Origin of the sequence: Chryseobacterium capnotolerans, assembly GCF_021278965.1 — a bacterium.
Classification (GTDB): domain Bacteria; phylum Bacteroidota; class Bacteroidia; order Flavobacteriales; family Weeksellaceae; genus Chryseobacterium; species Chryseobacterium capnotolerans.
Genome location: NZ_CP065589.1, coordinates 3,649,614 through 3,675,866, shown reverse-complemented (window position 1 = coordinate 3,675,866; position 26,253 = coordinate 3,649,614). Strand labels below are relative to the sequence as shown.

At 35.2% G+C, this 26,253-nt stretch carries 22 protein-coding genes and 1 pseudogene; 18 read left to right on the top strand and 5 right to left on the bottom strand.

Translation table 11 applies throughout. The annotated features are described in order from the left end of the window. The first annotated feature begins 49 nt into the window (after positions 1–49). The 13 genes and pseudogenes from H5J24_RS17620 to polA all read left to right on the top strand — a co-directional run bounded on the left by H5J24_RS17620 (position 50) and on the right by polA (position 14,014). Positions 50–928: a lytic transglycosylase domain-containing protein gene (locus H5J24_RS17620; protein WP_082810969.1), complete on the top strand. Its 879-nt coding sequence runs from the start codon at positions 50–52 to the stop codon at positions 926–928. A 493-nt stretch (positions 929–1,421) separates the two neighbouring features. Continuing rightward, positions 1,422–1,835: a type VI secretion system tube protein TssD gene (gene tssD, locus H5J24_RS17615; protein WP_068939439.1), complete on the top strand. Its 414-nt coding sequence runs from the start codon at positions 1,422–1,424 to the stop codon at positions 1,833–1,835. A 206-nt stretch (positions 1,836–2,041) separates the two neighbouring features. After that, a pseudogene (locus H5J24_RS17610) lies at positions 2,042–4,236 on the top strand (type VI secretion system Vgr family protein). A 72-nt stretch (positions 4,237–4,308) separates the two neighbouring features. Next, complete coding sequence (locus tag H5J24_RS17605; protein ID WP_068939435.1) at positions 4,309–5,361, top strand: LysM peptidoglycan-binding domain-containing protein; 1,053 nt, start codon at positions 4,309–4,311, stop codon at positions 5,359–5,361. A 439-nt stretch (positions 5,362–5,800) separates the two neighbouring features. Further along, on the top strand, positions 5,801–6,364 hold the full coding sequence (locus H5J24_RS17600; RefSeq protein ID WP_141395609.1) for a hypothetical protein: 564 nt from the start codon (positions 5,801–5,803) through the stop codon (positions 6,362–6,364). A 459-nt stretch (positions 6,365–6,823) separates the two neighbouring features. Next, positions 6,824–7,642, top strand: a complete 819-nt coding sequence (locus H5J24_RS17595; protein ID WP_232815737.1) for a hypothetical protein — start codon at positions 6,824–6,826, stop codon at positions 7,640–7,642. A gap of 290 nt (positions 7,643–7,932) precedes the next feature. After that, complete coding sequence (locus H5J24_RS17590; protein ID WP_068939427.1) at positions 7,933–8,619, top strand: hypothetical protein; 687 nt, start codon at positions 7,933–7,935, stop codon at positions 8,617–8,619. A gap of 16 nt (positions 8,620–8,635) precedes the next feature. Beyond that, a complete protein-coding gene (locus tag H5J24_RS17585; RefSeq protein WP_232815736.1) occupies positions 8,636–9,082 on the top strand; it encodes a hypothetical protein in 447 nt (148 codons plus the stop codon). Between the two features lie 9 nt (positions 9,083–9,091). Then, the gene (locus H5J24_RS17580) at positions 9,092–9,619 is read left to right on the top strand and encodes a hypothetical protein (protein ID WP_068939423.1); all 528 of its coding nucleotides are present in this window, start codon (positions 9,092–9,094) and stop codon (positions 9,617–9,619) included. Between the two features lie 339 nt (positions 9,620–9,958). Continuing rightward, positions 9,959–10,372, top strand: coding sequence for a type VI secretion system tube protein TssD (gene tssD / locus H5J24_RS17575; protein WP_045493904.1), 414 nt, complete (start codon positions 9,959–9,961; stop codon positions 10,370–10,372). Between the two features lie 92 nt (positions 10,373–10,464). Continuing rightward, positions 10,465–10,767, top strand: coding sequence for a hypothetical protein (locus H5J24_RS17570; protein WP_232815735.1), 303 nt, complete (start codon positions 10,465–10,467; stop codon positions 10,765–10,767). Continuing rightward, positions 10,764–10,901, top strand: a complete 138-nt coding sequence (locus tag H5J24_RS17565; protein ID WP_232815734.1) for a hypothetical protein — start codon at positions 10,764–10,766, stop codon at positions 10,899–10,901. The genes H5J24_RS17570 and H5J24_RS17565 overlap by 4 nt, the downstream gene beginning before the upstream one ends. A gap of 275 nt (positions 10,902–11,176) precedes the next feature. Then, positions 11,177–14,014 (top strand): DNA polymerase I, encoded by a 2,838-nt coding sequence (gene polA / locus H5J24_RS17560; protein WP_068939419.1) that lies wholly within the window; start codon positions 11,177–11,179, stop codon positions 14,012–14,014. A 74-nt stretch (positions 14,015–14,088) separates the two neighbouring features. Here polA and H5J24_RS17555 read toward each other — a convergent pair whose 3' ends face one another. The 3 genes from H5J24_RS17555 to H5J24_RS17545 all read right to left on the bottom strand — a co-directional run bounded on the left by H5J24_RS17555 (position 14,089) and on the right by H5J24_RS17545 (position 15,925). Next, positions 14,089–14,823 (bottom strand): protein phosphatase 2C domain-containing protein, encoded by a 735-nt coding sequence (locus tag H5J24_RS17555; RefSeq protein ID WP_068939417.1) that lies wholly within the window; start codon positions 14,821–14,823, stop codon positions 14,089–14,091. A 42-nt stretch (positions 14,824–14,865) separates the two neighbouring features. Beyond that, positions 14,866–15,402, bottom strand: coding sequence for an FEKKY domain-containing protein (locus H5J24_RS17550; RefSeq protein WP_068939415.1), 537 nt, complete (start codon positions 15,400–15,402; stop codon positions 14,866–14,868). A 124-nt stretch (positions 15,403–15,526) separates the two neighbouring features. Further along, positions 15,527–15,925: an immunity 22 family protein gene (locus H5J24_RS17545; protein ID WP_068939412.1), complete on the bottom strand. Its 399-nt coding sequence runs from the start codon at positions 15,923–15,925 to the stop codon at positions 15,527–15,529. Between the two features lie 264 nt (positions 15,926–16,189). Between H5J24_RS17545 and H5J24_RS17540 the strand changes: the two genes are divergently transcribed. Beyond that, positions 16,190–16,837, top strand: a complete 648-nt coding sequence (locus H5J24_RS17540; protein WP_068939411.1) for an MgtC/SapB family protein — start codon at positions 16,190–16,192, stop codon at positions 16,835–16,837. A gap of 36 nt (positions 16,838–16,873) precedes the next feature. On the opposite strand, the gene H5J24_RS17535 is transcribed toward H5J24_RS17540, so the two are convergent. Next, complete coding sequence (locus tag H5J24_RS17535; RefSeq protein ID WP_228407556.1) at positions 16,874–17,362, bottom strand: copper resistance protein NlpE; 489 nt, start codon at positions 17,360–17,362, stop codon at positions 16,874–16,876. Between the two features lie 286 nt (positions 17,363–17,648). Between H5J24_RS17535 and H5J24_RS17530 the strand changes: the two genes are divergently transcribed. From H5J24_RS17530 to H5J24_RS17515, 4 genes are all read left to right on the top strand, one after another. Next, entirely contained in the window at positions 17,649–19,787 is a 2,139-nt protein-coding gene (locus H5J24_RS17530) for a S46 family peptidase (protein ID WP_082810968.1), read from the top strand. A 67-nt stretch (positions 19,788–19,854) separates the two neighbouring features. Next, entirely contained in the window at positions 19,855–20,856 is a 1,002-nt protein-coding gene (locus H5J24_RS17525) for a polysaccharide deacetylase family protein (RefSeq protein WP_068939410.1), read from the top strand. Further along, the gene (locus H5J24_RS17520) at positions 20,853–21,425 is read left to right on the top strand and encodes a GNAT family N-acetyltransferase (RefSeq protein ID WP_232815733.1); all 573 of its coding nucleotides are present in this window, start codon (positions 20,853–20,855) and stop codon (positions 21,423–21,425) included. The genes H5J24_RS17525 and H5J24_RS17520 overlap by 4 nt, the downstream gene beginning before the upstream one ends. Beyond that, on the top strand, positions 21,385–21,930 hold the full coding sequence (locus tag H5J24_RS17515; RefSeq protein ID WP_232815732.1) for a hypothetical protein: 546 nt from the start codon (positions 21,385–21,387) through the stop codon (positions 21,928–21,930). Before H5J24_RS17520 ends, H5J24_RS17515 begins: the two co-directional genes overlap by 41 nt. Positions 21,931–22,014: 84 nt before the next feature. On the opposite strand, the gene H5J24_RS17510 is transcribed toward H5J24_RS17515, so the two are convergent. Then, positions 22,015–24,894, bottom strand: coding sequence for a M16 family metallopeptidase (locus tag H5J24_RS17510; RefSeq protein WP_228407555.1), 2,880 nt, complete (start codon positions 24,892–24,894; stop codon positions 22,015–22,017). Positions 24,895–26,253: the final 1,359 nt, after the last annotated feature.

Here is a 26,253-nt window from a genome sequence, read left to right as displayed (position 1 = left end):
AAAGGTAGAATGATATCAATTGGCCTTTTGCTTTATAAATAACAGTAAGATGAAAACAATTGTCAGAAATATCTTTACAGGGATAATGCTTTTGGGAACTGTTGCTATAGTAAACGGACAGTTTCTTGCTGCATCAGATACCTCAGAAAGCAGTGTGAGAAAATACCAGGGAATTATTAACTCCAATAAAGATCTTGTTGAATTTATTGAACAGCTGCTTCTGCAGAAAGGGCTTCCCAAGCATTTAAGAAACTTAGCCCTTATTGAATCCCATTTTGACAAAAATATTACCTCCGGAGCCGGAGCAGTAGGAGTATGGCAGCTGATGACGGCGCATGCCAATCAGTATGGCCTTGCAGAACATCAGCGTACAGATGTGTACAAAAGCACAAAAACAGCAGTTATTTCACTGGCGAATCTGTACAAAAAATATAATAACTGGGTCACAGTGGTCGCTGCTTACAACTGTGGTGAAGGAAATGTTGCCAAAGCTATGCAGGCTGCAGGTTCCAGCCAATACCATGAATTCTACAAATATCTTCCTGCAGAAACCATTAATCATGTGAAAAAATATCTGAATGCTTGCTATGCAACAGGAGAATTGCAGAGTGTGTTAAATAATTACAATTCTGCAAGGATTAACAAAGTGTTTTTTGAAGATGGAAATAGAAAAATACCCAATGAAGCATTATCAGAAACAGAGATCAATGCCGGATTTAGTCTGAATGTAATTGCTGATGAACTGGATGTGGATGTTGATAAAATTCTTGCCTGGAATCCTGGAATTACAGAAGAACTGCATAAAAAAGGAGAAAGTACTTTTTATCTTCCTACTGATCTGATGCCGGATTTTCTTCTCAGAAAGAACAAGATTCTCACCAGATCAATCAAAGAAAGTGCTGGAGCCGGAGCAGGGATACAACCTTAAACAAAGTAACTTTATTAATATGTAACCAAACCACTTGAAGGTTTGGTTATTTTTTTGAATTTTCATGTCTTTTTTATTCTTAATAATGATACGAAATTCAATAAAGTTCTTTATTTCCATAGTAAAGAATAAAATTAATTACAAATGAACATAAGTTTTTAAGCAAAGATTGGTGTGTTTTATTGCCATATTTTATGCTTTTAAGTAAAAGTTAAAGTGTGTTAATTTTTACTTAAAAAGTATTAATATTTCTCATTTAGGTGGAAAATATCCCTTTTAGTCAGTGTTTTATGGTTTTTTGAAAATGCTTTTGTATAGTGCGTTTAAGTGGAGTTATTAAATCCAATGTCGTAGAATTACTACAAAAAGTCGTAGAACTACTACAATTTTTCAGATTTATAGTTAAAAGTTTTTTTCCCGGAAAAAGACCTTCTATATTTGCTATACAATCACTGAATCACAAAATATTATTAACGATTAAAATTTACAAATCATGGCAGAAAGAAATTCGAGAGGAATCTTAAAATTCAACAACGGAGAAGGTCAAAAACTATTAAAGCTGAACTACAGCGTATCAAGATCTACAGACGTATCAGGACGTGTAGCATCAGATCCTTCTAACGCTCTTATCAAAGTTACAGTAGAAGCTACTGAAAAATCAGATATCCTTGAAAGCTTATTGAACGGAAAATATAAGCCAACAGTAGGAGAAATTGTTTTCAACAAATCTCACGAAGAAGGAACATTGATCACTTTGAAATGGGAGAACGGATACGTTATCCAGCACGAAGTAGACTTTGATGCAATCGATAGCAATAGTATGCTAATCAGCTTCGTAATCAGTGCTGAAACTATCGACTACGGTACTTCTCAATACGCTGGACTGTGGCCTTCGGCAGGTAAATAAGCCTATTCATCATCTTAGTAAAAATAAAATTGGTACAGGACAGTGCGCTCGGAAGAGTATGCTGTCCTGTTTTTATATAAGGACAGCATAGATTTTAAGAACTCATTTTTTTCATCAACAGATTTTGTAGATCTAGCCTTATATTTTTTGATTCTGTTGCTGTATAATCAGCAGTTTATTTAATTTTTAATTTAAACACAAGCACTATGTTTCAGGCTGACAAAACAATTAAAGTAGATAGCCCAAAGGCTGATATCAAAGGCAGTAAAGAGCAGTTGAAAAATGCAACGGAAAATGTTGCCGGAAAAGCAGAAGAGAAGCTAAATAAAGCGGGCAGTAAAGTGAAGAAAGCTGTAAAAGCTGGACAACAGGTCATGAGCGATGTACAGGGAGCCAATATGTTTATGAACCAAACTTTTGTTCCGAATAACCCCTCTATCGTTGAAAATAAAGTGTGGGCCAAACAACCTACCTCAAAAATACATAATGCCGAAGCCATTCCTCAAAGTATTATTGCCGGAATCAACCGTGTGGTAAAACTGGATGTGGTCATTGAAGGGCAAATCATCAAGCATTTCAAGCATTTTAAATTGGTACAAAGTGCTACCAAACATCATGAATTTAGCCTTACACTGGCTCATGATACATTGGGGAGTGCAGAAAATCACAATCTTCAGGAAGCACAGAACTTTCTTGGAAAAAGAATTACTGTTGTTTTCAAATATAAAGACATCATACAAGGTGCTGAACGTAATTTTGTAGGCGTAGTCACTGAAGTTGGATTCAGTCAGGAAAAAGGCAGTCTTGGGAATATTGTTCTTAAAGGATATAGCCCGACTGTACTTTTGGATGCAGCTCCTCATATTCAAAGCTTTGGAGGAAGTCAGCCGATCAGTTTGAACAGTATTGCATATCATGTCATCAGTGAAGGATTGGGGCAGAATAAATTTGATTTCAGAGTAGATGCTCAGCATGGAAACGTTTCCTATAGCTCACAATACGAAGAAACCCACTATAATTATCTGGCAAGAATGGCTGAAGCTTACGGAGAACAGTTTTACTATGACGGTGAAGTATTACATTTTGGAAAACTTCCGCCTCAGGAAAAACCTTTGAAACTTACTTATGGCAGCAGTGTGAGTGATATCGCGATCAAAATGAAAGCCCAGCACGTAAGTCCTAGTTTTTATGGGTACAACAGCAGTAAAAACGAAAAAATGACGGGGGAAGTTCAAAGATCAATCATACTTCGGATATTGCAAGACGTGCTTACGAAATTTCAGAAAAAACGTTTACCACTCCATCTTTAAGAGTGGCTCCGATAAAGGCCATATCCTTTATGGATATTGATGCTTCCCAAAAAGGAACTGCCGGAAGTAAGGCTTCAGAAGTTTTTATCACTTCCGGGACTACTACCGTTCCTTTCTTATACCCGGGATGTACTGCAGATATTGAAATGCGTAAATCCGAAAGCAATGAAACTTCTTATTTCACTAAACTGATGATTGTTGAAGTTACCCATGAAGTAGATGCCAGAGGATATTATGATGGTAAATTTGAAGCTATTGCTGCAGATACCGGCTATATTCCACGTCCGGAATTCGAAATACCAAGAGCGGAAGCTCAGTTTGCCAAAGTGGTATCCAATACAGATCCTCAAAATCAGGGAAGAGTTCAGGTACAGTTCGACTGGCAGAACGGACCGGATATTACAGAATTTATCCGTGTGATGTCTCCAGATGCCGGCAGCAGCGATAAAGTAAGCAAAAACCGTGGTTTCATGTCTATTCCTGAAGTAGGAGACCAGGTTATCATCAACTTTGTACACCAGCATCCAGACCGCCCTTTTGTCATGGGAGGAATGTTTCATGGGGGAATTGGTGCCGGAGGAGGTGCTGGGAATAATGTGATGAGCTTTAGTGGAAGAAGCGGAGCCGAGCTGAAATATGATAATGGTGCTGGATCCATGAATCTAAAAGATCAAGGTGGTGCCAATATGTTCTTTGATGGAGCTGGGAATGTGGTACACAATGCTAATAATGACAGTACTAAAACTGTTGGTAATGATAAAACAGATAAAATTGGGAATAATAAGAAATTAGAAGTTGGCTGTGATCATATTGCTGATGTTGGAAATACGCATAAAGTTGAAGTAGGAAAAGGGAAAAGTGTATTTAAAATGGATAATGTCGGAGTTATTGATTTAACCGGAGCTGAAAAAATAACGATTAAAGTGGGAAATAGTAGTATTGAAATATCAAAAACTGCTATTACTGTGAAGGCCGATACTGTGAATATAGAAGGACTTAGTCTTACCAATGTTGGAAAAAAAGCAGGAAATCCAGGAATAGTTATAGATGGTAATGTGACCATTAAAGGAGCTCAAGTAGATATTAATTAATCCTCATCAATAGATTTCCAGTCAGAACGGAAACTGGAATTTTTTTAATTATTAATAATAGAAATCCATTGTATGGAATATAGCAAGTATCAGGTAAAACGGGGAGATTCATTAGAGTCAATAGCGGAAAAATATCAAATGACAGGGAAGGAGCTGTTGGCTTTTCATAATTCATACTCACCAGTGACTCAGCAGTTTTTTGGAAATTATCTGCCCATTCATATTGATACAGTGATAATACCACTGCAAAAAGATAAAGAAGAGAAAAAAAACATTGATTATACATCTTTCGAAAAAAAAGACAGATATAGAGCTGAACAACTGAATATAACAAGAATAGAAGACGAAGTAAAAAGTTATTCTCAGCTTAAAAAAGAATATGAAGTAGATTTTAATTTAACAAATCACCTGGTGAAGGTTAAGCTTTGTGATTTTTTTTATGAGTTTAATCCACCGGCACTATCCCGTGTTTTCGACTTTGTATCCGAAGTAGATTATATCAGAAATGACTGCTTGGTAGAAATCAATACGCTTGGAAGATTCAGTAAAATTGCTGATAAAAATAAGATAAAGAAAAATTGGGAGCAGTTTAAAAAAAATAAACTTAACGAAATTGAATTTATCAAAGTGGTAAAACAAACAAAGCCTCAGGAGTATGTGAAGCTTATTCAGGAAGGTGATTTACAGTTTTCCAGTCAGTATAATGACGAAAAAGATTATAACAGAGATCTTTTTTATCTTACCCTGCTAGATAAGTATCTGTATAATGCAGATGAAAATATGGAATCAGAAGACTATATCTATCAATCACAGCTTTTTCCGGATGTGACTGTCCCTATGAAAGTGAGATATGATGTACTTAAGAAAGATGAAGATCTGATTACCATCAGAAAAGTATGGGAGACGATTGAATCTGAAGAACTGTTGGACAAAGTAACCAAAGGCTATGAAAAATATCATCAGCCCCTTATAAAATATAAATTTTCGGAGTATAAACTTGATATGAGAAATCTGTTTACTTATAATCTGAAAACAAAAACATTAGAGAAAGCAGAGCTGTCAATCATCGAAAATATAGAGAATAATATAAAATCTGAATGTATATTTAATCTGAGAAAAATATAAAAGCATTCATTAATTCTAGAAAGATATGATTTTTATAAAGACATTAAACAATAGTAAAAAGGTAGGGGTTGTAATTTTAACCCTCCTTATTGTGCTGTTGTATTCTTATTTTGTACCGGGTTGGGAATACCTTGCTGACGTAATGCACTCGCCTAATCTTAATATTAACAGTACTTTTCTATATTTTGTACTTTTTCTATTTTACCTGTTTCATGGTATTATTATCTATAAGATTTTAGAGTATATTTTTTCGCCAAAAGGAAGTATCAGGTTTATTGATCAATCTATAAGTATAGATTACAAAAAGAAAAGCTATACACTTCCTAAAAATGAAATAAGAATAGAAGATCATAAAATCCGGTTTCCATTTGAGGGTAATAAAATTACTGTTTCAAGACATCCATTTCAGAGCAGTACACAGGAATACAATGATTTTTTAATGGATCTGAATGGAGATAATGAAAGTAAGATAGGCAATACAGGCGAGCAGGTTCCGGTAAGCTCTTTTTTGATTAAAAATCCTAAAGTTAAATTCATTATTTTCGTTATAATTGGCTTTGCTTTTATGCTATTATTTAGAAATATAATAGCACCTTATAAAAACGATATAGGAATAATAACAAGGACAAAAAATGCATTTTTGGAAATTTTGGTAACACTTCCTTTTCTGTTTTTATATTGTTCTCTGGTATATATCTACTTTTATTTTACCTCAGGAATTAAAGTCATTGAACTAACAAGAGATGCTTTGACTTTTAAAGGTTCTCAACAATTTATTTTACTTAAAAAACAAATTCATGAAGTTCACGTAGTAGAGAATGTGGCGGATCAAAAGGTTTTACGGATATTGTTTTATACAACCGATAAAAACACATATTCATTAAATTTTGTGACACCGAAGTTTGTAAATTCTATTAGTAATTATTGGAAACTCGATGGTTTTTCCCCGGAAATTGCTGTTGGAACAAATAAAAATCAAATAAAGAAAATTTATAAATTATGAGTAGGTATCTTCCTCAGGAAACACATGTAGTTTGTAGCTATCAGATGAATCCCTCTCCAGGAGCATTACTTGTAGATCCTAAAATGTGGAATCGTTCTGTAGTCTATAAATCAGAGAAACAACCCCTGCTTACAGAAGTAGATAAAGTTTTAAAAGATGATTTTGAATGCAAGAGCAATTGGGGGCAGGCTGCAGCATGGTCATTTTTGGTAGCTGGTTTAGCGCTGGGATTAGCTGTAGCATTTTCAATTTGTACTTTTGGGGTAGGAGCTATTGTTTTAGGAGCAGTAGCTGTTGCTGCAACAGTGCTTATAGCATCAAACAGTACAAAATGTAACCCTAACCTTGTAGAATGGATAAACCCTCATTCAAGTGTGAAATTTGAAGGACATAAAGCCCTTACTCAAAAATCATTTCTTAAATGTTCTGCCGGCCCGGGAATTCTTACTCCATTTCTTGATGAAGCAGAAGCAAAGGCTGCAGCAAAAAATGTGGCTTTCAGAAATTGGGGGAGAAGTCAGCTTAACAGCTGTAATCAGTGGCCTTTTCGGATACGGTGTGGGGCTTTCAGCTGGAACTGCGGCTGTTGCTGCCGGTGGTGGATTAGGTGCATTGGGACCAGGTCTTTTTGCAGGTGGAAAAGAAGCTGCGGTAGGAATTATAGGTGCCTATCTTATTTTTCAACCCATTTCTACTTGGGAGGCGCAGGGAATGCAGGGAATATACAGTGGTGATGGTAATACTACTTATGATCAGATGCTGGCATCACGCAAAAGTATGGAAGGTTCCTTTACGGTAGACACTCCTGATGATCCATATATCGGAACATCACAAACTAATGCTGCTGGAGAGTTACTCAATCTTTCTTATGATAAATATCGACAGAATCAGAATGAAAAGTATATCAAAGAGATTATGAATCTGAAGGGTACCCGTGCAGAACGGGAAGCTAGAATAGCAGAAATAGTTGCAGAAATGAAGAAAACCCGATCCGGAGCTCAGGCAGCAGAAGCCATGAAAAGAAAAGGTAGTGGAAAAATTCTTCAAAGAGAAAAAACAAGTAATAAAGGTAATCGAGTAATTAATCAACATCGGGCTGAAACCAATAAAGCAATGAAAGGTCAGGCTGCTGAAGGTTTTGGAGGCACAATAAATGTGGCAGGATTGGTACTTCCTTTACTGGTTTCGCCTCTCACCGAATGGACTTTTAGTGTATTAGCAGATTCGTTTGCAAACCAGTCAGCGGGCGGTGTTACAATCAATGCAGCACAGAATTGATAATAAGATATATCAGGAGAAAGTAAGTAGCTATTAGGAGAAATTCGTTGCAAAATTATTTTACTGATCACAGGAATATGGTTTACCTAGACCTTGTTTGAATTTAAAATCAGAAAATTAATGGAGAAATTACTTTTAAGGCTTCAACACTTAAATAAGGCCAGGCTTTTACAGGATTCACTGAAACATGAGCAGCATAGGTAGAGTTTATATTTTGTAATTTTATTTTTTGAGTGATTTGAACCTGATAAAAGACTTTTAATCTGAAAAAAACGACGCATAATATCCCAATGAAAGACTGCGAGTTTATCTTTCAGGGCCTGGATTTCAAAACAGAACTAAAACTTGCACTGGTATTAATTATTCCGGGATTATGTATCATGTTGGGTGTCCTATTTGGAGGAGAGCTTCTTTTTCCCAATATTCATTTTTTGAAATCGGTTTCTTTTGCGGTTATGCTGACAATTGGAGTATGCATAATCACGCTGAAACAATTGAGCAAATTAGTGAAAGAGAAGACTTGGTTTATCCGTATAAAAGATAATCACTTTCACATTACATTTAGAAATTTGGAATATAGGTTTCAGGCATCAGAAGTTAAGATGATTAAAAATCTTGGCAATGTAGGATTACGTTATCTGACTATTAAAACATTAGATCAAACCATCAAAATAAGAGTAGGAAATACAGGACTGGCTCCCTTTTCATCTCAAAAAGACATTGATGAGCTAGATGCTTTTGTTCAATACATGAAACCCTATATCCATAAAAATTTCAATAAGAAAGAACTCAGAAATATCATCAATACTACCATTATTCCTAACTTTGGAGTGTATGTGGTAAAAGGTGAGCCCATAAAATACTCAATCATCAACAAAATGCAGCCGTGGCAGGTCATTTTATTTATTTTAGGAATTGCCAGTGTGGTGATGACCCTTTTAATGACAACCTTTTTTTATTATATTGATCATAGATAAAAGGATAGCTAATAACATGAAAATTGTATTGTACATTGCTTTTATGGCTTCTTTTGGATGGCTGCTTTTCAGGTTACCGGTACTATATCCAAAAAATAAAGCTTTACGTATTACCGGGTTGGGTATTATTGGCGGTTTTTTGTTTCTCATCGTGGCTTCCCTTTGTTTTTTATTATATGCTGCGAAATTTGATCGTGGAATTCTGATCTACGAAAAACAGCTTTTTAATATTGGTCTGGGTATTATTTCTCTGTTTTTCTACAGTTTCTTTGTATTGCTATTTACAGAAGTTATTCTGGATAATGTACTAATTCGGTTTCATAAGACACATAATGTAGAGAATCTGGATAAGAACCCTGTAAAATTTGTGATCAACAATGCTGACAAAATAAAAATAGGATTCAAACTGATTTTTCTGATGGGCGGATTTCTGGTGTATTATGGAATCTGTTTTAGTGCTTAATATTCAGATATGGGAAGAAAAGAATTCATATTCAACAATGTTCTGCCATTTCACGTAGGCTGGACGATCCTGGTAATTATTCCTTCTATGGTTTTATGGGGAACTTTGTATTATTTCATATTTCATTTCAGTGTTTCTTTGATGGTATTTATTACCCTGTTCTATTGGGGAACTTGCTATTTGATTCTGAAAGCTATTTCTGTAAAAATCACCATCTGGTTTGATCATAATTATCTTTATCTGAAAAAGAATAGCAACAGGTATATAAAATATGCCAAAGCTGATATCATTGGATTCTATTCGTATGATTATGAAACCAAGACACCACAATTAAGGAATTCAAAAATATATTTTAAGATTTTTCTGAGAGATAAACCCAATATTTACCTGCATGATGTAGAGTACAGAATTCGCTATGATGAAGAGAAAGGAGTAGAATTGAACCGGCTTCTGAAGGAAGCTCAAAAAGAGCTGCACTTCACAAAAATTAAAAAGAAAAATAACTTCCAAAACATATATTGGTATTCCAGTCATTAAATGTCGCTTAAGCAAAACCCTTTAAAAATGGTACAGAAAAAGATGAGGTTCGGATGGTTTTTAAATTGCCATAAAGATGATTTTTTAATATAATATTTCTCTTTAAAGTGTAATAATTAATGTTTTTATGATAATTTTTAATTATGGTTAAAATATTTATTAATAATAAGTTGTGTTTGTATTTAACTCCATTGTCGTAGAATTACTACATAAAATCGTAGAACTACTACAATTTTTCAGATTTCCATCCAAAAGCTTTTTTTTCAACTTGAAGGCCTTTATCTTTGTCTTACAATTATTGAATAACAAAAATATTATTAACGATTAAAATTTACAATCATGGCAGAAAGAAACTCAAGAGGAATCTTAAAATTCAACAACGGAGAAGGTCAGAAATTATTAAAAATGAACTACAGCGTATCAAGATCTACTGACGTATCAGGACGTGTAGCTTCAGATCCTTCTAACGCATTAATCAAAGTTACAGTAGAAGCTACTGAAAAATCAGACATCCTTGAAAGCTTATTGAATGGAAAATATAAGCCAACAGTAGGAGAAATTGTTTTCAACAAATCTCACGAAGAAGGAACACTGATCACTTTGAAATGGGAGAACGGATACGTTATCCAGCACGAAGTAGATTTCGACGCAATCGACAGCAACAGTATGTTGATCAGCTTTGTAATCAGTGCTGAAACTATTGACTACGGTACTTCTCAGTACGCAGGTCTTTGGCCATCTGCTGGTAAATAATCCAGTACAACAAAACTTAAAAAAACTAATGGAACAGTATGCTCATAGAGTATACTGTTCTGTTTTTTATCAAATAAACCCTATAAAACTATATGAAAATATTCAGACAAATTCTGTTGATATTTACTCTTACCATGTCATTGATTACCTTGCAGGCACAGAACAGTTCCTCTCTGTACAAAGGAACAGTAAATGAAAAGATGCCGGTAACCCTGTTTATACAATCTGTGGAAAATGGCTGTGGCGGAGATCCTTATTATAACGCGATGTACCGTTATGAAAAAGTTAGCAATTGGCTGCAGCTTAGCGTTACAGAAGGTGTAAAACAACAGTTTGCTATGGTAGAAGAAGGCTTTACGGGGCTGATGATCTTAAAAAAGAAGGAGAAACAATGAACGGAACCTGGATAAGTCCAGACGGAAAAAAGCAAATACCAGTGCAGCTGAAAAAAGTAAGCATAGGTAAAAAAGATATGGAAAGCTACGAGAATAAAATGGAACAGCTGAACTACGAAAACCATGATTGCTAGTAATAGGTAATAGGTAATAGGTAATAGGTAATAGGTAATAGGTAATAGGGGCCTTACTCTAATCTTATCAACCATTATCAATTAGGAACAACTGCCATCATTCCCCTCCTCTGGAGGGGTGTCAAATTGAAGATTTGACGGGGTGGTTCAACTATACTTCTAACATCTTTTACCATTTCCTTTCTATCTCTAACCAGGAATCACACGCTCCGAATCCCAACCTAAAACTAGCAACTTATCCTCCTATTTTCTTATATTTGTTCATTATAGATAATATGGACGCAACACAAGATAAAAGGCTGTTTCTCATCGATGCTTATGCGATGATTTTCAGAGGATATTACGCATTGATCAGAAATCCAAGACTAACCAGTACTGGTTTGGATACTTCCGCCATCTTTGGATTTACCAATTCTTTGATCGAATTGATCAGAAGAGAAAGACCAACTCATTTGGCTGTTGTTTTTGATGTAGGAAGAGCAAGCGTAAGAACTGATGATTTTGCAGACTATAAAGCAAACAGAAGTGAAACTCCTGAAGCCATCAAAATTGCAGTTCCATATATTCACAGAATTCTGGAAGGAATGCATATTCCCATTCTTGGAGTGGAAGGATATGAAGCAGATGATGTAATTGGTACTATTGCCTGCAAAGCAGAAAAAGAAGGCTACACCACTTTTATGGTAACTCCTGATAAAGACTTTGCACAGCTGGTTACAGATAAAATCAAAATTTATAAACCAGGACTAAAAGGAGGAGACATAGAAATCCTTGGTGTAGAAGAAGTAAAAGCTAAGTATGAGATCGAAGATCCTAAACAAGTGATCGATTATTTGGCCATGATGGGAGATGCCGTGGATAATATCCCTGGATTGGAAGGAGTAGGAGAGAAAACGGCTATGAAGTTCCTTAAAGAATACGGCAGCATTGAAAATCTACTGGCTAATACTGATAAGCTTAAAGGCAAGCTGAAAGAAAAGGTTGAAGCCTCTGCAGAACGCGGAATTATGTCTAAAAAACTAGCTACCATTATCTGTGATGCTCCTATAGAATTTCACCAGGAACAATACGATCTTGAAACTCCGGATTTTGAAAAAGTGAAAGAAGTTTTCGAAGAAATTGAGTTCAGAAGACTGTATGAAAACCTTTACAGAGCCTTTGCTCCAGCTGCTGCCGCTGAAACCGTAGTCGTAAGTGAAGTAGAAGTAAAACAGGTCCCATCTGGATCGGAAGTAAAAGGACAAGTGATGCAGCTTGATCTTTTTGCGAATTTCGAAGAGCTAGATCAGGCTACTTCTACAAAATCGTCTATTGAAAATAATGACCATTTGTATCAGTTTATCGACAATCCGAAGGCTCAGAAAAAACTGGTAGACAATCTTGTAAAGCAAAGTGCTGTTTGTTTTGATACAGAAACTACTTCATTAAATGAACTGGAAGCAGAATTAGTAGGAATGAGTTTTTCCTATAAAAAAGGATTAGCCTATTATATCCCTTTATCCGAAAACCGAGAAGAAGTATTGCAAACCCTTGAGATCTTCAGACCGTTTTTTGAAAAAGAAGATTTGCTGAAAATCGCTCACAATCTGAAGTTCGATTATAAAATATTAAAACAGTACGGCATCACTGTGAAAGGAGTGATGTTTGATACGATGATTGCCCATTACCTGTTGAATCCTGACGGAAGACACGGTATGGACTATCTTTCTGAAGTATACCTGAACTATAAACCCGTTTCCATTGAAACCATCATTGGTAAGAAAGGGAAAAAGCAAGGAACATTCAGAGATGCAGATCTTAGGACACAGACAGATTATGCAGCGGAAGATGCCGATGTAACCTTCCAATTGTATGAGTTGTTTGCTCCACAACTGAAAAAAGAAAATCTGGAAGAGCTTTTCTTCAATATTGAAATGCCTTTAATGGAAGTTCTGGCGAAAATGGAACTGGCAGGGATCTCTTTAGATGAAAAATGGCTGGCACAGGAAAGTATAGATCTTGAAAATGACCTGAGAAATCTAGAAAAAACAATTTTTGAACTTTCAGAAGAAGAATTCAATATGAATTCACCAAAGCAGCTGGGAGAAATCCTGTTTGAAAAAATGCAGCTTGATCCCAAAGCTAAAAAGACAAAAACAGGACAATACGCTACTTCGGAAGATGTACTTCAGAAACTAGCTTCAAAGCATGAGATCATCAAACATATCCTGGAATACAGAACCTATCAGAAATTAAAATCAACCTATGTAGATGCATTGCCATCGCAGATTGATAAGCTAGATAATAGAGTACACACCAATTTCTCTCAGACTACAGCCGCAACAGGCCGTCTGGCGAGTGTGAATCCGAACCTTCAGAATATTCCGATCAGAACATTAAGAGGGCAGCAGATTCGTGGAGCCTTTGTTTCCGGAGAAGGGAAGAAGATTATCTCTGCCGATTATTCACAGATCGAACTTCGTCTGATCGCTGAAATTTCAGGAGAAGACAATATGATTAAAGCATTTCAGGACGGAGAAGATATTCACGCTTCCACTGCGGCAAAACTCTTTAAAATTCCTTTGGCTGAAGTTTCAAAAACTCAGAGGAGCCAGGCTAAAACGGTAAACTTCGGAATTATTTACGGACAAGGAGCTTTTGCTTTAGCTGAACAAACCGGATTATCCCGTACAGAAGCTAAGCAGATGATTGAAGCCTATTTCGAAACCTATCCGAAACTGAAGGAATATATGGCAGAGCAGGTGAACAAAGCCCGTCAAATGGGATATGTTGAAACCATTCTGGGAAGAAAACGTCATTTAAAAGATATTAATTCCAATAATTTCGTAGTGAGAGGGCACGCAGAAAGAAACGCGGTAAACGCCCCGGTACAGGGAAGTGCAGCCGATATCGTGAAAATCGCTATGATTAAAATAGACCGTGAATTGGAAGAACAGCAACTCAAAACAAAAATGCTGCTTCAGGTACACGACGAATTGGTATTCGAAGCTCCGGCAGATGAAATTGAGGCCGCTTCAAAACTCATCAAAACCGAAATGGAAAATGCCTTGAAAACGCAAGTTCCGTTATTGGTAGAAATAGGAGTAGGAGATAACTGGCTGGAAGCCCATTAATAGAATAAACTTACTTGAATAATAAAACAAAACTTCTGCTTACGGGCGGAAGTTTTTATTTTTAGTGGTGAAGATTAATTTTTAATAAGTCTGATAATCGCTAAATCATCTGTTGGTTTCATTCCACATTGATGCTCAAGTGTTTTTATTTTTTTGTTGAGCATTTCTTCAGAAGTATCATTTTGAGGAGCTGTCATCAGGTATTCAACGCAGTTTATACTTTCAGAATCAGTTTTCTTCACTTTCGCAAAACTGAGAATTCCATCAGTGGCAATTGAAATATCATCTAAATGTTCAAAAAATATCTTTTGAGTTTGGGAAAGATACCAATCTTCAAAATTTGCATTAAGGTGATAAGCGAAATAGTCTGGTTTATTATCTCTGTCAAATTCTGTAATTTTTCCATTGATACAAACAACCCCGTCACCAAGAGATAGGATGACTCCTTTGTTTTCTGATGAATCATACAGTAAGATAATAAGAGTTGTTAATAGCTCTTTCTCGTCCAGCATAAGATGACTCTTTAGGAATGTCATTTCATTAAACAGACATTTTATAATTTCTTTAAGCTGCTCATCAAGGCTATATTGTACATTTTTTTCATATAATTCTTTATAACCTGTTTCAATGATAATTTTACGCAGAATTTTTCCTACTAATGTGGATGCAAAATGACTTTCCATTGTGGTAGAGCAACCGTCCATTACAGCACATACAATTTTGTTGGAATTTATTTTTTTGATGAGAAGATGATCTTCACAATGGTGAATGTGATAATCACCTATTTGTAAGGAGGAATATATATTCATGAATGTTTGAAAGATATTGCTTTCTCATCAAAAAACCAATTTTTACTTTTTGGATACTTCTTTCAGATTATCTATTTCTTTCTGCATTTTATCCTGCCAGTTTTTACCATTTCTTTTTTCCAGATAAGGATCTACAGTTTCAGCATATTTCCTCTGAGCTTTATTTTCAATTGGGTCAACAATGCAGCCGGTATTTTGATAAGTGATTCCATAATTTTTTCGAATACTATCTATACGGCGAATCGTTTGAGCATCTTGGGGTAATACTGAAAATCCGCCTGCATATTCTATGATGACTTTGTCATTTTTGATATCTCTTTCTGCCTGATGAAGGTAGTTGCTTTCTCTTTCGGAAATTTCTTTTTGTATTTTTACAAAATCATTGATTGATAAATACATGAAAAATAGTAGAACAAGGGCGTTGATGATAGGGAAAACCCGTAGAAATTTGGCCTTGAAGTCTAAATTTTTAAAATCTAGATTGCTTATCAGGTAAGAAAACAGGGCTGTAAATAAGAAAATTACAGCCAGGTATTCTAATCTTGATTCTTTAACGATATAAAAAATATCAAATATCATCGGAAAGTTTATTATATAAGAATTAAATATATAGGCCCCTACAATAACTAGAAGTAGTAGTACATTAACCCATATCAATTTCTTATTCATAATCAGATGATATTAAAATCTTAATACTATTTATTTAAACATCAAACTCAATCTCACCAATATAATACAGTTTGTTTTCTTCGCCATCCACTGAAACAGGATTAGGGATCACAAATCTGCTGGCAAAAACGATTGTATTTACAGGCGTATCCAGACTCAGATCATTAAGCTTTTGCTCTAGAATCGGAAGCCACTGGTCTGCATATGAATATTCCGAGAATTTTTCAATCAATCCTAATCGTTCATCTTCAAAACCATATTCTATAAAGTCATCATCAAACCATTTGATGTTCTGAGACTCTGCAAATTTTGAAACATACTGATCATCATTTTCCTCTTCCAGATAATAATTTTCATCCTCTTCTACAAAAGCATAGAATTCTTCTTCATTTTTAAAATACCCCAGCCAGAAGTGAGAAATTTCTTTGTCCATAATGTATTGTTTGTTGTATTATTTACTATAATTATTTAGAATGAGCTCTTTATGTTATATGTTATCAATCTCTATCAAACTTTCACACGCTCATTTTCTGTTGAAAAAGTAGATTCAACCACTTACTTTTCCATTTGAAAGTGTAATATTACAAAAGTTTTCCGTTACATCTGTTTTTTTAGTAACAGTACACAAAGTCTGGACATCAAAAATAGTTCCGTAAAATTTTTTATTGTACATTTATTCTATCATTAAATCTTGAAAATGGAATTTCTACAGGACCATTATGTGGTTAAGAATGAATTGCTGCTAATTTTTATTTCCGTAGTTCTCGGATTACTGATTGGTGCTGAGCGGGAGTACCGTAACAAATCTGCTGGGCTTCGTACTTTTATTCTGGTCTGCTTTGGAGCCTGTTTATTTACGATCCTTTCCATTAAAATAGGTGTTGCCAATCCGGATCGCCTGGCAGCCAATATCATTACAGGAATAGGTTTTCTGGGAGCTGGAGTTATTTTTAAAGGTGAAAATAAGATTGAAGGGATCACAACAGCTACTACTATTTGGGCTACAGCTTCTATCGGTATGGCTGTAGGCTCAGGGTATGTTTATTTTTCCCTTCTGGGAACAGCTTTAGTGCTTATTATTCTGAGCGCATTAACTTATCTGCAAAGTTTTATAGATAATTACAATAAGATTAGAGAATATAAAGTAGGAGTAACGAATTCAGCAGATTTAAAACATTGTGAAGAGCTTTTTAAAAAACATCATTTAAAGTATGCATTAATCAAGCAGCAATATACACAAGGGAATATCACTGCAACCTGGCGGCTGACAGGGAAGAATACCCATCATGAAGGACTAATAAAAGACTTGGTAGATGATTCAAAAATTATAGCCTATCAGTTTTAGAACAAAGCAAAAAAATAAAGGCCGAAGCCTTTATTTTTATTTTTTCTTGAATATATATAGATCCTTATTAGGTCCATCAATTTCTTTTCCTTCCATATCCAGTTGGATAAGCATATTTTCTCCAACTTTATATTTATAGTTAGCGGTTTTACCTTTTAAAGTGATAATGCTTCCTGTAGCATCCCAAGTGAAAGATCCCTTGTCTTCATTTTTTGATTTTCTCTCAAGATATTCTTCAGTGATGCTGAAAGTCTTATCATTGTTCAGGGTTAATGAAGTTTTGATTCCCGGGCAGTCAGCACATGGAACTGTTGCCTCATAAGTACCATTCCAATCCAAAGCATTTTCAGAAGTGTCACCTTGTGCACTTGTTACTGTGTGAGCTGTACTATCTGTAGCTGTAGGTTGGGCTGTAGCTGCAGAATCCGTAGCTGAAGTTTTGGTGTCTACAGTCTCTTTTTTAGAACAAGAAGCAAGAAATAAAGCCGCTCCGATTCCCAGGATAAGTGTTTTGTTTTTCATCATAATAATTTATTTAAGTTTGTTTTTAAAACTGACAAGTTTTAATCAAAAATTAAGCCAAGGGTCAGTTGGTGAGTTTGAGGGGAAGAGAGTTTGAGAGAAGGGGAGAGATGTCAATAGTCAATTCGATTGGCAATTTTTGTAGAGTATAAATTCACCATTTACTTGCGAAGCAAAATTCACTATTGACATTTCATTTGCGGAGCAAAAACTCAGTACTCACATTTTTACCCCTGTTTTATGGGGCCTATTCCTATTTTTCTTCGTAAATTCGGGCAAAATTTTGATTATGACAAAAAAGATACTTTTATCCGTATTTCTTTTGCCTGCTGCAATGGCATTTGCACAACAATATGGTGGAATGTGGATTCCTACAGAGCTGAATGAAAAGGAAATGAAGGATTTAGGAATGAAAATTTCTGCAAAAGATATTTTCAACCCTCAAAAGCCGAGTATAAAGGATGCTGTGGTACAGTTTAACGGCGGATGTACTGCAGAGATCATCTCTCCGAAAGGATTGTTACTGACTAATCACCACTGTGGATTTGGTCAGATTCAGGCCCATTCTACGGTTCAGAACGACCTTCTTTCAAATGGTTTCTGGGCTAAAAATATGAACGGTGAGCTTCCAAATCCGGGAGTAAAAGTAGATTTTATCGTAGACATTAAAGATGTGAGCTTCCAGATCTTAGAAGGAACAGACCATCTTACAGAGCCTGAGCTTACTAAAAAGATCAACAATAATATTGAGGTTTATAAAAATTCTCAGAAAATAGAATCTTTCCAATCGATTATGATAAAGCCGATGTACTATGGAAACAAGTACTATGCTTATACCATCGAAACTTATAAAGATATCCGTCTTGTGGGGGCACCACCTCAAAGCATCGGAAAATTCGGAAGTGATACAGATAACTGGGTTTGGCCTAGGCACACCGGAGATTTCTCCATGTTCAGAATCTATGCAGACAAAGACAATAAACCTGCTGAGTATTCAAAAGACAACGTACCATACGTTCCAAAACATTATCTACCGGTTTCCATCAAAGATAAAAATGAAAATGATTTCACATTTGTATTCGGATTCCCGGGAAAAACAACAGAATATCTTCCGGCAGTAGCAGTAGAAAAGATCATGAAAGATATTGATCCTGCAAGAATTGCTGTACGTGATGTAGCTTTAAAAACTTTGGACGAGAAAATGCGTGTAGACAATGAAACACGTATTAAATATGCTTCCAAATATGCATCTGTAGCTAATTACTGGAAAAAATGGATCGGTGAAGTGGAAGGATTAAAGAAATCCAATGCTGTTGAGAAAAAAGTAATGTATGAAGGTTCTTTAGTTTCTAAAAATCCTGAAGTTAAAACAACTTTAGACCAGCTGAATAAGCTTTACAATGAGCAGGCTCCTTATGCTTTAAACAACGCATATTACACAGAAGTGGTAAAAAATGCAGAGACTTTGAAGCTGGCAGGAGACTACTATGATTTTGTAACAACTGTAGAAGCTGGAAGAATGGATGAGAAGGAGCTTACAAAGCTAAAAACAAAACTAACTTCTTTCTATAAAGACTATAGCGCAGAACTTGATGCTAAAGTAACCGCAAAACTATTGGCTTTATATACTAATAAAACAGCTCCACAGTTTTTACCAGCCGGATTCAATAAGTATAAGGATGAAAATGCAAACATCCCTGTAGTGGAAGATATGTCTAAAAATTCTATTATTACAGGAAGAACAGCTGTAAACGGAGGAACATTGACTGCAGATATTGATAAGGTATTCTCTAATCAGGATAAGTTGATTAAAACCCTGAAGAAAGATCCAATTTATCAGTTATATGTTTCTATGAAAGAGACATACGCGAAAACAGCTGATCCGCAATATACTTCACTTCAGGCAAAAATTGATGCTTTACAGAAGAAGTTTATGGCTCAGCAGATAGAAACCGATAAAGACAGAAAATTCTTCCCGGATGCTAACTCAACACTTCGTGTAACTTATGGTAAAATAAAAGGATCTGCTCCAAGAGACGCTGTTTCTTACGGATACCAGACTCACCTTGCCGGGGTAATGGAGAAATATATTCCTGGAGATTATGAATTCGACGTTCCTAAGAAACTGATCGAGCTTTACAATAAGAAAGACTTCGGAATCTATAAAGATAAAACAGGTGATGTTCCTGTAGGATTTACCGCAACCAACCATACTACAGGAGGAAACTCAGGAAGCCCGGCACTTGATGCGAACGGAAACCTGATAGGTCTTAACTTCGACAGACAGTGGGAAGGAACGATGAGTGATATCAACTATGATCCGCGTTTCAGCAGAAACATCATGGTAGATACAAAATATATCCTTTTCGTCGTTGAGAAATTTGCAGATGCTAAATGGCTTGTTGATGAAATGAAAGTGATAAAATAATTTTAAAAGTTATACCTTTAAAGAATCTATTTGAATTCATTTCGAATAGATTCTTTTTATTTTTAGGATGAAAGATCAGCTCATTAATCTATTTACAGCTTTTGAAACAGATGATTTCGGAAAAACTTTTCCGCTGAATTACTGTTTACCTGTTTATCATTGTGTTTCCGATGAGAATCTTCCGCATATCAGACAGGTGATTCAATACAAAAACATCAGGCAGTTTGAAGAAGATATAGATTGCCTTTCAAAGCATTTCCAATGGGTAAACTGGCAGGAATTCAAAGATTTTACTTCTGGGAATTTCAAACCTCAGAAAAAGATTGCTTTACTTACTTTTGATGACGGCTTAAGGGAATTCTATGATATTGTTGCGCCCATATTGGAGCGTAAGGGAATTTATGCCTGCAATTTTATAAATCCGGCTTTCATTGATAATCATGATATCATGTTCAGATGCAAAGCAAGCCTGTTAATAGAGGAGTTGGAAAAGCAAAAGAATATACCCCCTGAAATATACAATATCCTTTCTTTGGATAGCCATATAGGAGCAGAAATTTTAAGAAGCGAAATTTTAAAAATCACTTATCAGGAAAGAAATACCTTAGATCTGCTTGCTGAAAAACTTGAATTTGATTTTAAATCCTATTTAAAAGAATACAGACCTTATTTGACTGCTGAAGCATTAGAAAACCTTACCAATAGAGGTTTTGGAATATCTTCTCACAGTTGGGACCATCCAAAATTCGGAACCTTATCTCTGGAACAGCAGATGGAGTCTATCCATAAAACCTTCGTTTATCTAAAGGAAAACAATTTTCTTTATGACAGTTTTGCCTTTCCTTTCACTGATTTCGGGGTGAAAAATAACTTTTTTGAAGAACTTTTTAAAAATAAAGAAATCTACTGCAGTTTTGGAGCAGCAGGAGTTAAACTAGATAGTGTAGAAAGAAATTTTCATAGAATTCCAATGGAAATGGGTGAAAATGCAGAAAGAATACTGAAAAAAGAAATTGCTTATTTCAAATTGAAAAAGCTGATCAATAAAAATAGGATTGTAAGAAAATGATACAACTGAAGACCTTCAATAAAAAAGAACTGGAAAACTTTGTGCTATCTGGTAAATTTAAAGAATATGATTTTCTTCCCATCACAAAGCATCGTGCCTTATCCCATATTCATAATCCAAAAGCAACAGAAGAGCAAACGCTTCTTATTCTGGCTTTTTATAATGATAAATTAGCAGGATATTTAGGATGTTTTCCTGATTATTTTGTACACAATGAAAAACCAATAAGATATGCTTGGCTGAGTACAATCTATGTAAGTGAAAAATTTAGAGGAAAAAGAATCGCAAAAATACTTCTGGAAAAAGCTTTGGAAAGATATGAGGGACATATTGCCATGACCGAATTTACAATAGAAGCAGAAACCTTTTATAATAAGATGGGGGCTTTTGAGTATATTTTCCCTAAAAAAGGAAAACGCTTCTATTTTAAAACAGACTTAGCAACCATTATTCCTGATAAAAGCCTAAGACAAAAGGCCTTAAGCCTTTTTTTTCTCTTTGGACTCTATCGCCAATTCTGTTATTTCGATGAAAAATATTTTGATCAGGAAACCAGGTTTTCGTTTTGAAATTCTTGATCATGTTGATGCAGAAAGTACTCAATTTATGGCGGGCTTTCAAAGCAGGAGAAGTGCAAATGAAATTGATCTTTTTATAAAGAATCCATGGGTTTTGAAAGGTGACAGAAGAAATGAAAAATATCTGTTTTCAAGCTACTCGGAAAATTTTAAATATTTCTGGATAAAAATATATGATCATCAAAATTCTTTAACAGCTTGTTCTTTATTACTTTTAAGGGATGGATATCTTAAAATACCGTACTTGTTTTCCCAATCAGGGATGGCGGGTTTTATTGAATTTTTGAGCTATTTTATAGTTAACAATAAAATAAAAGCATTCACCAGTTACCAGCAGCAGCTTAATAAAGAAATTAAACATTCAAAAATATTTCCAAAGATCTATGAACGTGATTTTGAAAGAAGATATATGTTTCATAAACAGTTTCTTGAGAACCTTCCTGAAGGCTTTAATCCAAATTATCAGGACGGAGACGGTGATTGTATGATGACTTAAATACATTAATGATCATTGATTACTCATTGCTTATTACTTATAAAATAACAACCGCTTGATATCAGTATCAAGCGGTTGTTATTTTTAATGTCCGAAAATATCCTCCAGACTTACCTCTGTAAAGATTCCCATTTTACTTACAGCTTCCATATTCAGGTTTTCTCTTTTTCCGATAATGGCAGTATTAAAATGCACAGATTGAATTTCCGATTGATAAAACTCTCTGATATCGTCAAATTTCAATGCTTGTATCTGTTCATAGATGTCTTTTCTGAAATCATGATAAATACCCAGTTTCTTTAATCTTAAAGTATTGAAGAATATATTGTTTCTGGTTACTCTGGTAGATGCAATTTGTTTTAAAGCTGCATTTTTAGCATTTTCAAACTGGATGGTAACTTCAGGAAGTTCACTCATCAGTTCATTCAGAGTATCAACAGCAGTCATCAGCTTGTCTGGCTGTGTTCCGATATAAGTGCTGATATAATCCGGGTGATTTAATTCTGCACTGGCAGCATAAGAAACATAAGCGGAATAGGCTAAACTTTTGCTCTCACGAATTTCCTGAAACACAATAGAAGATAATCCTCGTCCAAAATATTCATTGAAAACATTTACTTTTCCAAAATAAGCAGGGTTAACCATATTTCCCTTACCCACTTTACTCATTTCCATCTGAACCATGTCGTAATCAATAAAGTATACATTTCCTCCTGTCGCAGGTTCAGGATATTGTTTGGGCTCAGGAATCTGAAGGCTCTCCGTTTCAGTATACTTACCAATATACCCTTTGAAAGCCTCAAAATCTTTTCCATAAAAGAAAATCTGATAAGGATATTTAAACAGCTGTCTCATTCGGTCCGTGAATACTTCAGGTTTACTGCTTTCCAGTTCTTCCTTGGAGATAACATCTGTAAAGCGCGAAGTATTTCCCAATTTGGTATAAGTAGTAAGCGCCGTCATAATTCGGTTTTTATCTTTTTTAACAGCCTGGCGGTTTTCCAGAACCGTTCCTACAAATTGATTGTAAATCTCCTGATCCGGCTGCACGCGGTACATCCACTGCTGCAGAAGGGCGATTCCTTTTTCAATATTCTCCTCCAATCCACTCAGGGAAATTAATAACTGGTTATTGGCTGTCTTAAAATCATTACTGACTCCAATTTTGAAAAATTCCTTTTTCAGATCTTCAGGAGAAAGCTCATCCGTTCCTAAATACTGAAGAAGCTGGGTCGAAATTCCCAATTCACGATCATTATCACTTCCAAAAGGGAAAATAAAATGAACCTGGGCAATATCGTTGTATTTATTTTTTACAAAACTTAATTTCTTTCCTTTGATCTCATCAGTGATAATTTCCTTTTGATAATCAATAAACTCAGGCTTGATATCTTCTGTTGTATCAGATAAGATCTCCTTTAAAAACTCAGATTGTGTGTCACGATTAATCTTAACAGGTGTGATTCCTGGATTATCTACTCTCAATAATTTATCATTAACTCCCTTTTCTTTATTAATGACAACATAATTGTTTTTAAAGAAATCATTGGCAAAGCTGATAATATCTTCCTTGGTGAAACTTGCATATTCATCCATTTCATTCAATTCTTGCTCCCAGCTTATTCCTTTTATATAAATATCGTATAGAGTAGTAGCTAAACCTTCTGCTGTTTCAAGACCTTTCATTCTTTGAAGCTTGAAATCATTAATGATCGCAGGCAGCATCCAATCTGGGAAATCACCTTTCTTGATCAGTTCAATCTCCTCCAGAACCATATTGGTTGCTTCTTGTAGAGTTTGAGTTTCTTTCGGAACAGCTACAATAGAAAAGTAGCCATATTGTTTTAATCCAACGGAGAATGCTTGTGCCCAAAGCATTTTCTGAGTCTGGTTGATATGAAGATCCAATAAACCGGCCTCTCCTCTGTTGCTCAGAATATTCACAACAATATCAGCAAGCATTGCTTCCCTTGTTCCATAGCTATCCGTTCTCCATGCCAATTGAACCCGTGGAGTCGTAGGGCTTTTTACTGTTTTCTCCACAATTTCTGTCATAGGCTGCTCAATGATTGGAGTCTTTTTAGGAAGCTCTCTATAAGGAAGAGTCCCAAAATACTGGTCTACCAATTGAATCGTCTCTTCAAAATCGAAATCTCCCACCAAAACCATCGCATAATTATTCGGAACATAGTATTCATCAAAATACTTATGAATTGCCTTCATAGAAGGGTTTTTCAAATGTTCAGGTTTGCCCAGTGTTGTTTGCTGTCCGTTAGGATGAGTTGGAAAAAGGGCTGCCATCAGCTCATAATTTACCAATCTCGTATCATTATCCTGAGCCCTGTTGAATTCCTCATAAACCGACTCTAGTTCTGTATGGAAAAGGCGAAGAACGATTTCAGAAAATCTTTCTTTTTCTATTTTCAACCATTTTTCAAGTTCATTATTGGGGATATTATTTTTATACACTGTTTCATCAAACCAGGTATGAGCATTGGTTCCTGTTGCTCCTAACGAAGAAATTGCTTTATCATATTCATTGGCAATAGCATACTGGCTGGCTTCCTGGGAAACTTCGTCTATCTTTTTATAGATTTCTTTTTTTTTTTCAGGATCTTGTTCAGCTTTGTGTTCCTCATAAAGTACAGAGATTTGATCCAGAAGTTCTTTTTCTTTCGCCCAGTTTTGAGTCCCAATCTTAGAAGTACCTTTAAACATCATGTGTTCTAGATAGTGAGCCAGTCCTGTGTTGTCTGCAGGATCATTATTGCTGCCTGTTCTTACGGGAATAAAAGTTTGTATCCTTGGTGCATCAAAGTTTTGAGCAAGGAAGACCTTCAGGCCGTTCTTCAAGGTGTAAATTCTTACTTTATTCTTATCGTAGGTTACCGTAGTATATTCGTAGTGGTTTTTATCTGTATGAACCGTTTCTTTATATCTTCTGTCTGTCATATATGAATTCATTTCATCCTTTTATAGTAAGAATGTACTACAAATGTAAGCAATCGAAAAAAAATAGATTCCGCTTTTATGACTATTACATCTATTATTATAGTTGAACAGATGAATCAGGGAAAAGAATACTCATATAATTGCGGTAGTAGGGTATCACTTCATTCAATTTCTTCAGGAGCTATTTCCCGCTATCCACTCATACTCCTCACACTGAGCTGGCCACCCTCAAACCCTCCCACTCTCCAACACATGTTGCGGGGTAACCGTTCCTATCAGGGCTAGGGTAGGGGACGGATTTATAAATGATAGGTAATAGGTAATAGGTAATAGGTAATAGGTAATAGGTAATAGGTAATAGGTAATAGGTAATAGGTAATAGGTAATAGGTAATAGGTTGGCATCCATTAATAGGATTACCTATTATCTATATCGGGCATCTTCCATCATTGCCATCCTTTGTGGATGAGGTGTCAAAAATTCAAAGAATTTTTGACGGGGTGGTAACTTTCCAATATTCATTATTTTCAGTCCTCTGTGAAAATCCATGTCCTCTGTGGGGAAATAAAAAAACACTTCCCTTTAACCATTTTTATAATCTATACTAGAATCTATTATAATAATCCTTCTCCTTATATATATAATATAGTCTCTTTATTTCCCATCTCTCTCTTATTCTTTATTCTCCTTTATGCAATCTTTGTCATCCTGTAAGGATCTAAACAATGCCATACATTATCATTATCATCCAACAAATAGAAGTCTATCAATAGAATAGGAATGAGCTTTAGCCCACTCAAATAAAAAAATTACCTTTTCCTTGGCTTTAGCCAAAACCTATTTTCATTTTTTTTGAAAATCCCACATGTATTATAATATGTATATCTTCCATTACTCATCTATAATAACCTCCCCCATCTCTCTCCAAACAAATGTTTAAAATTTTTCTCTCAAGGTATCAGGGCATTAGGTGTAAAATTTTACGTGAATATGAAATTTATGTTAAGTTTATTTGTTTTGCGTGGTATAATGTTGTTATCTTTGCCCCACTGAAAACGAGAGTATCAGTAAGCGCAGAAGAGCCTTTAGATAGGCAGGAACATTAAGATCTACTAAGATATCAAACGAAAAAAACTTTTAATTTTTATCCAATAAAAGTTGCGAGTTAAAAAAGAGTTTGTATCTTTGCAGTCCCAATTAAGGGAGCGCAGGAGTAGAGAGATTGAGGGTTATGATAGAGGTTAAGGTTACTTAAAAAACTTTAAAATTTTCTTTCAAAACATTTGGTCATTACGAAATAAAGTTTTACTTTTGCACTCGCAAATACGGAGCGACACTGACAGAGAGATTGCTTCGTTACAAAGCGAAAGA

Coding starts and splice junctions, on each gene's coding strand:
- H5J24_RS17620 (WP_082810969.1), top strand. CDS start 50: ATGAAAACAATTGTCAGAAATATCTTTACAGGGATAATGCTTTTGGGA.
- tssD (WP_068939439.1), top strand. CDS start 1,422: ATGGCAGAAAGAAATTCGAGAGGAATCTTAAAATTCAACAACGGAGAA.
- H5J24_RS17605 (WP_068939435.1), top strand. CDS start 4,309: ATGGAATATAGCAAGTATCAGGTAAAACGGGGAGATTCATTAGAGTCA.
- H5J24_RS17600 (WP_141395609.1), top strand. CDS start 5,801: ATGGATCTGAATGGAGATAATGAAAGTAAGATAGGCAATACAGGCGAG.
- H5J24_RS17595 (WP_232815737.1), top strand. CDS start 6,824: ATGAAGCAGAAGCAAAGGCTGCAGCAAAAAATGTGGCTTTCAGAAATT.
- H5J24_RS17590 (WP_068939427.1), top strand. CDS start 7,933: ATGAAAGACTGCGAGTTTATCTTTCAGGGCCTGGATTTCAAAACAGAA.
- H5J24_RS17585 (WP_232815736.1), top strand. CDS start 8,636: ATGAAAATTGTATTGTACATTGCTTTTATGGCTTCTTTTGGATGGCTG.
- H5J24_RS17580 (WP_068939423.1), top strand. CDS start 9,092: ATGGGAAGAAAAGAATTCATATTCAACAATGTTCTGCCATTTCACGTA.
- tssD (WP_045493904.1), top strand. CDS start 9,959: ATGGCAGAAAGAAACTCAAGAGGAATCTTAAAATTCAACAACGGAGAA.
- H5J24_RS17570 (WP_232815735.1), top strand. CDS start 10,465: ATGAAAATATTCAGACAAATTCTGTTGATATTTACTCTTACCATGTCA.
- H5J24_RS17565 (WP_232815734.1), top strand. CDS start 10,764: ATGAACGGAACCTGGATAAGTCCAGACGGAAAAAAGCAAATACCAGTG.
- polA (WP_068939419.1), top strand. CDS start 11,177: ATGGACGCAACACAAGATAAAAGGCTGTTTCTCATCGATGCTTATGCG.
- H5J24_RS17555 (WP_068939417.1), bottom strand. CDS start 14,823: ATGAATATATATTCCTCCTTACAAATAGGTGATTATCACATTCACCAT.
- H5J24_RS17550 (WP_068939415.1), bottom strand. CDS start 15,402: ATGATATTTGATATTTTTTATATCGTTAAAGAATCAAGATTAGAATAC.
- H5J24_RS17545 (WP_068939412.1), bottom strand. CDS start 15,925: ATGGACAAAGAAATTTCTCACTTCTGGCTGGGGTATTTTAAAAATGAA.
- H5J24_RS17540 (WP_068939411.1), top strand. CDS start 16,190: ATGGAATTTCTACAGGACCATTATGTGGTTAAGAATGAATTGCTGCTA.
- H5J24_RS17535 (WP_228407556.1), bottom strand. CDS start 17,362: ATGATGAAAAACAAAACACTTATCCTGGGAATCGGAGCGGCTTTATTT.
- H5J24_RS17530 (WP_082810968.1), top strand. CDS start 17,649: ATGACAAAAAAGATACTTTTATCCGTATTTCTTTTGCCTGCTGCAATG.
- H5J24_RS17525 (WP_068939410.1), top strand. CDS start 19,855: ATGAAAGATCAGCTCATTAATCTATTTACAGCTTTTGAAACAGATGAT.
- H5J24_RS17520 (WP_232815733.1), top strand. CDS start 20,853: ATGATACAACTGAAGACCTTCAATAAAAAAGAACTGGAAAACTTTGTG.
- H5J24_RS17515 (WP_232815732.1), top strand. CDS start 21,385: ATGAAAAATATTTTGATCAGGAAACCAGGTTTTCGTTTTGAAATTCTT.
- H5J24_RS17510 (WP_228407555.1), bottom strand. CDS start 24,894: ATGAATTCATATATGACAGACAGAAGATATAAAGAAACGGTTCATACA.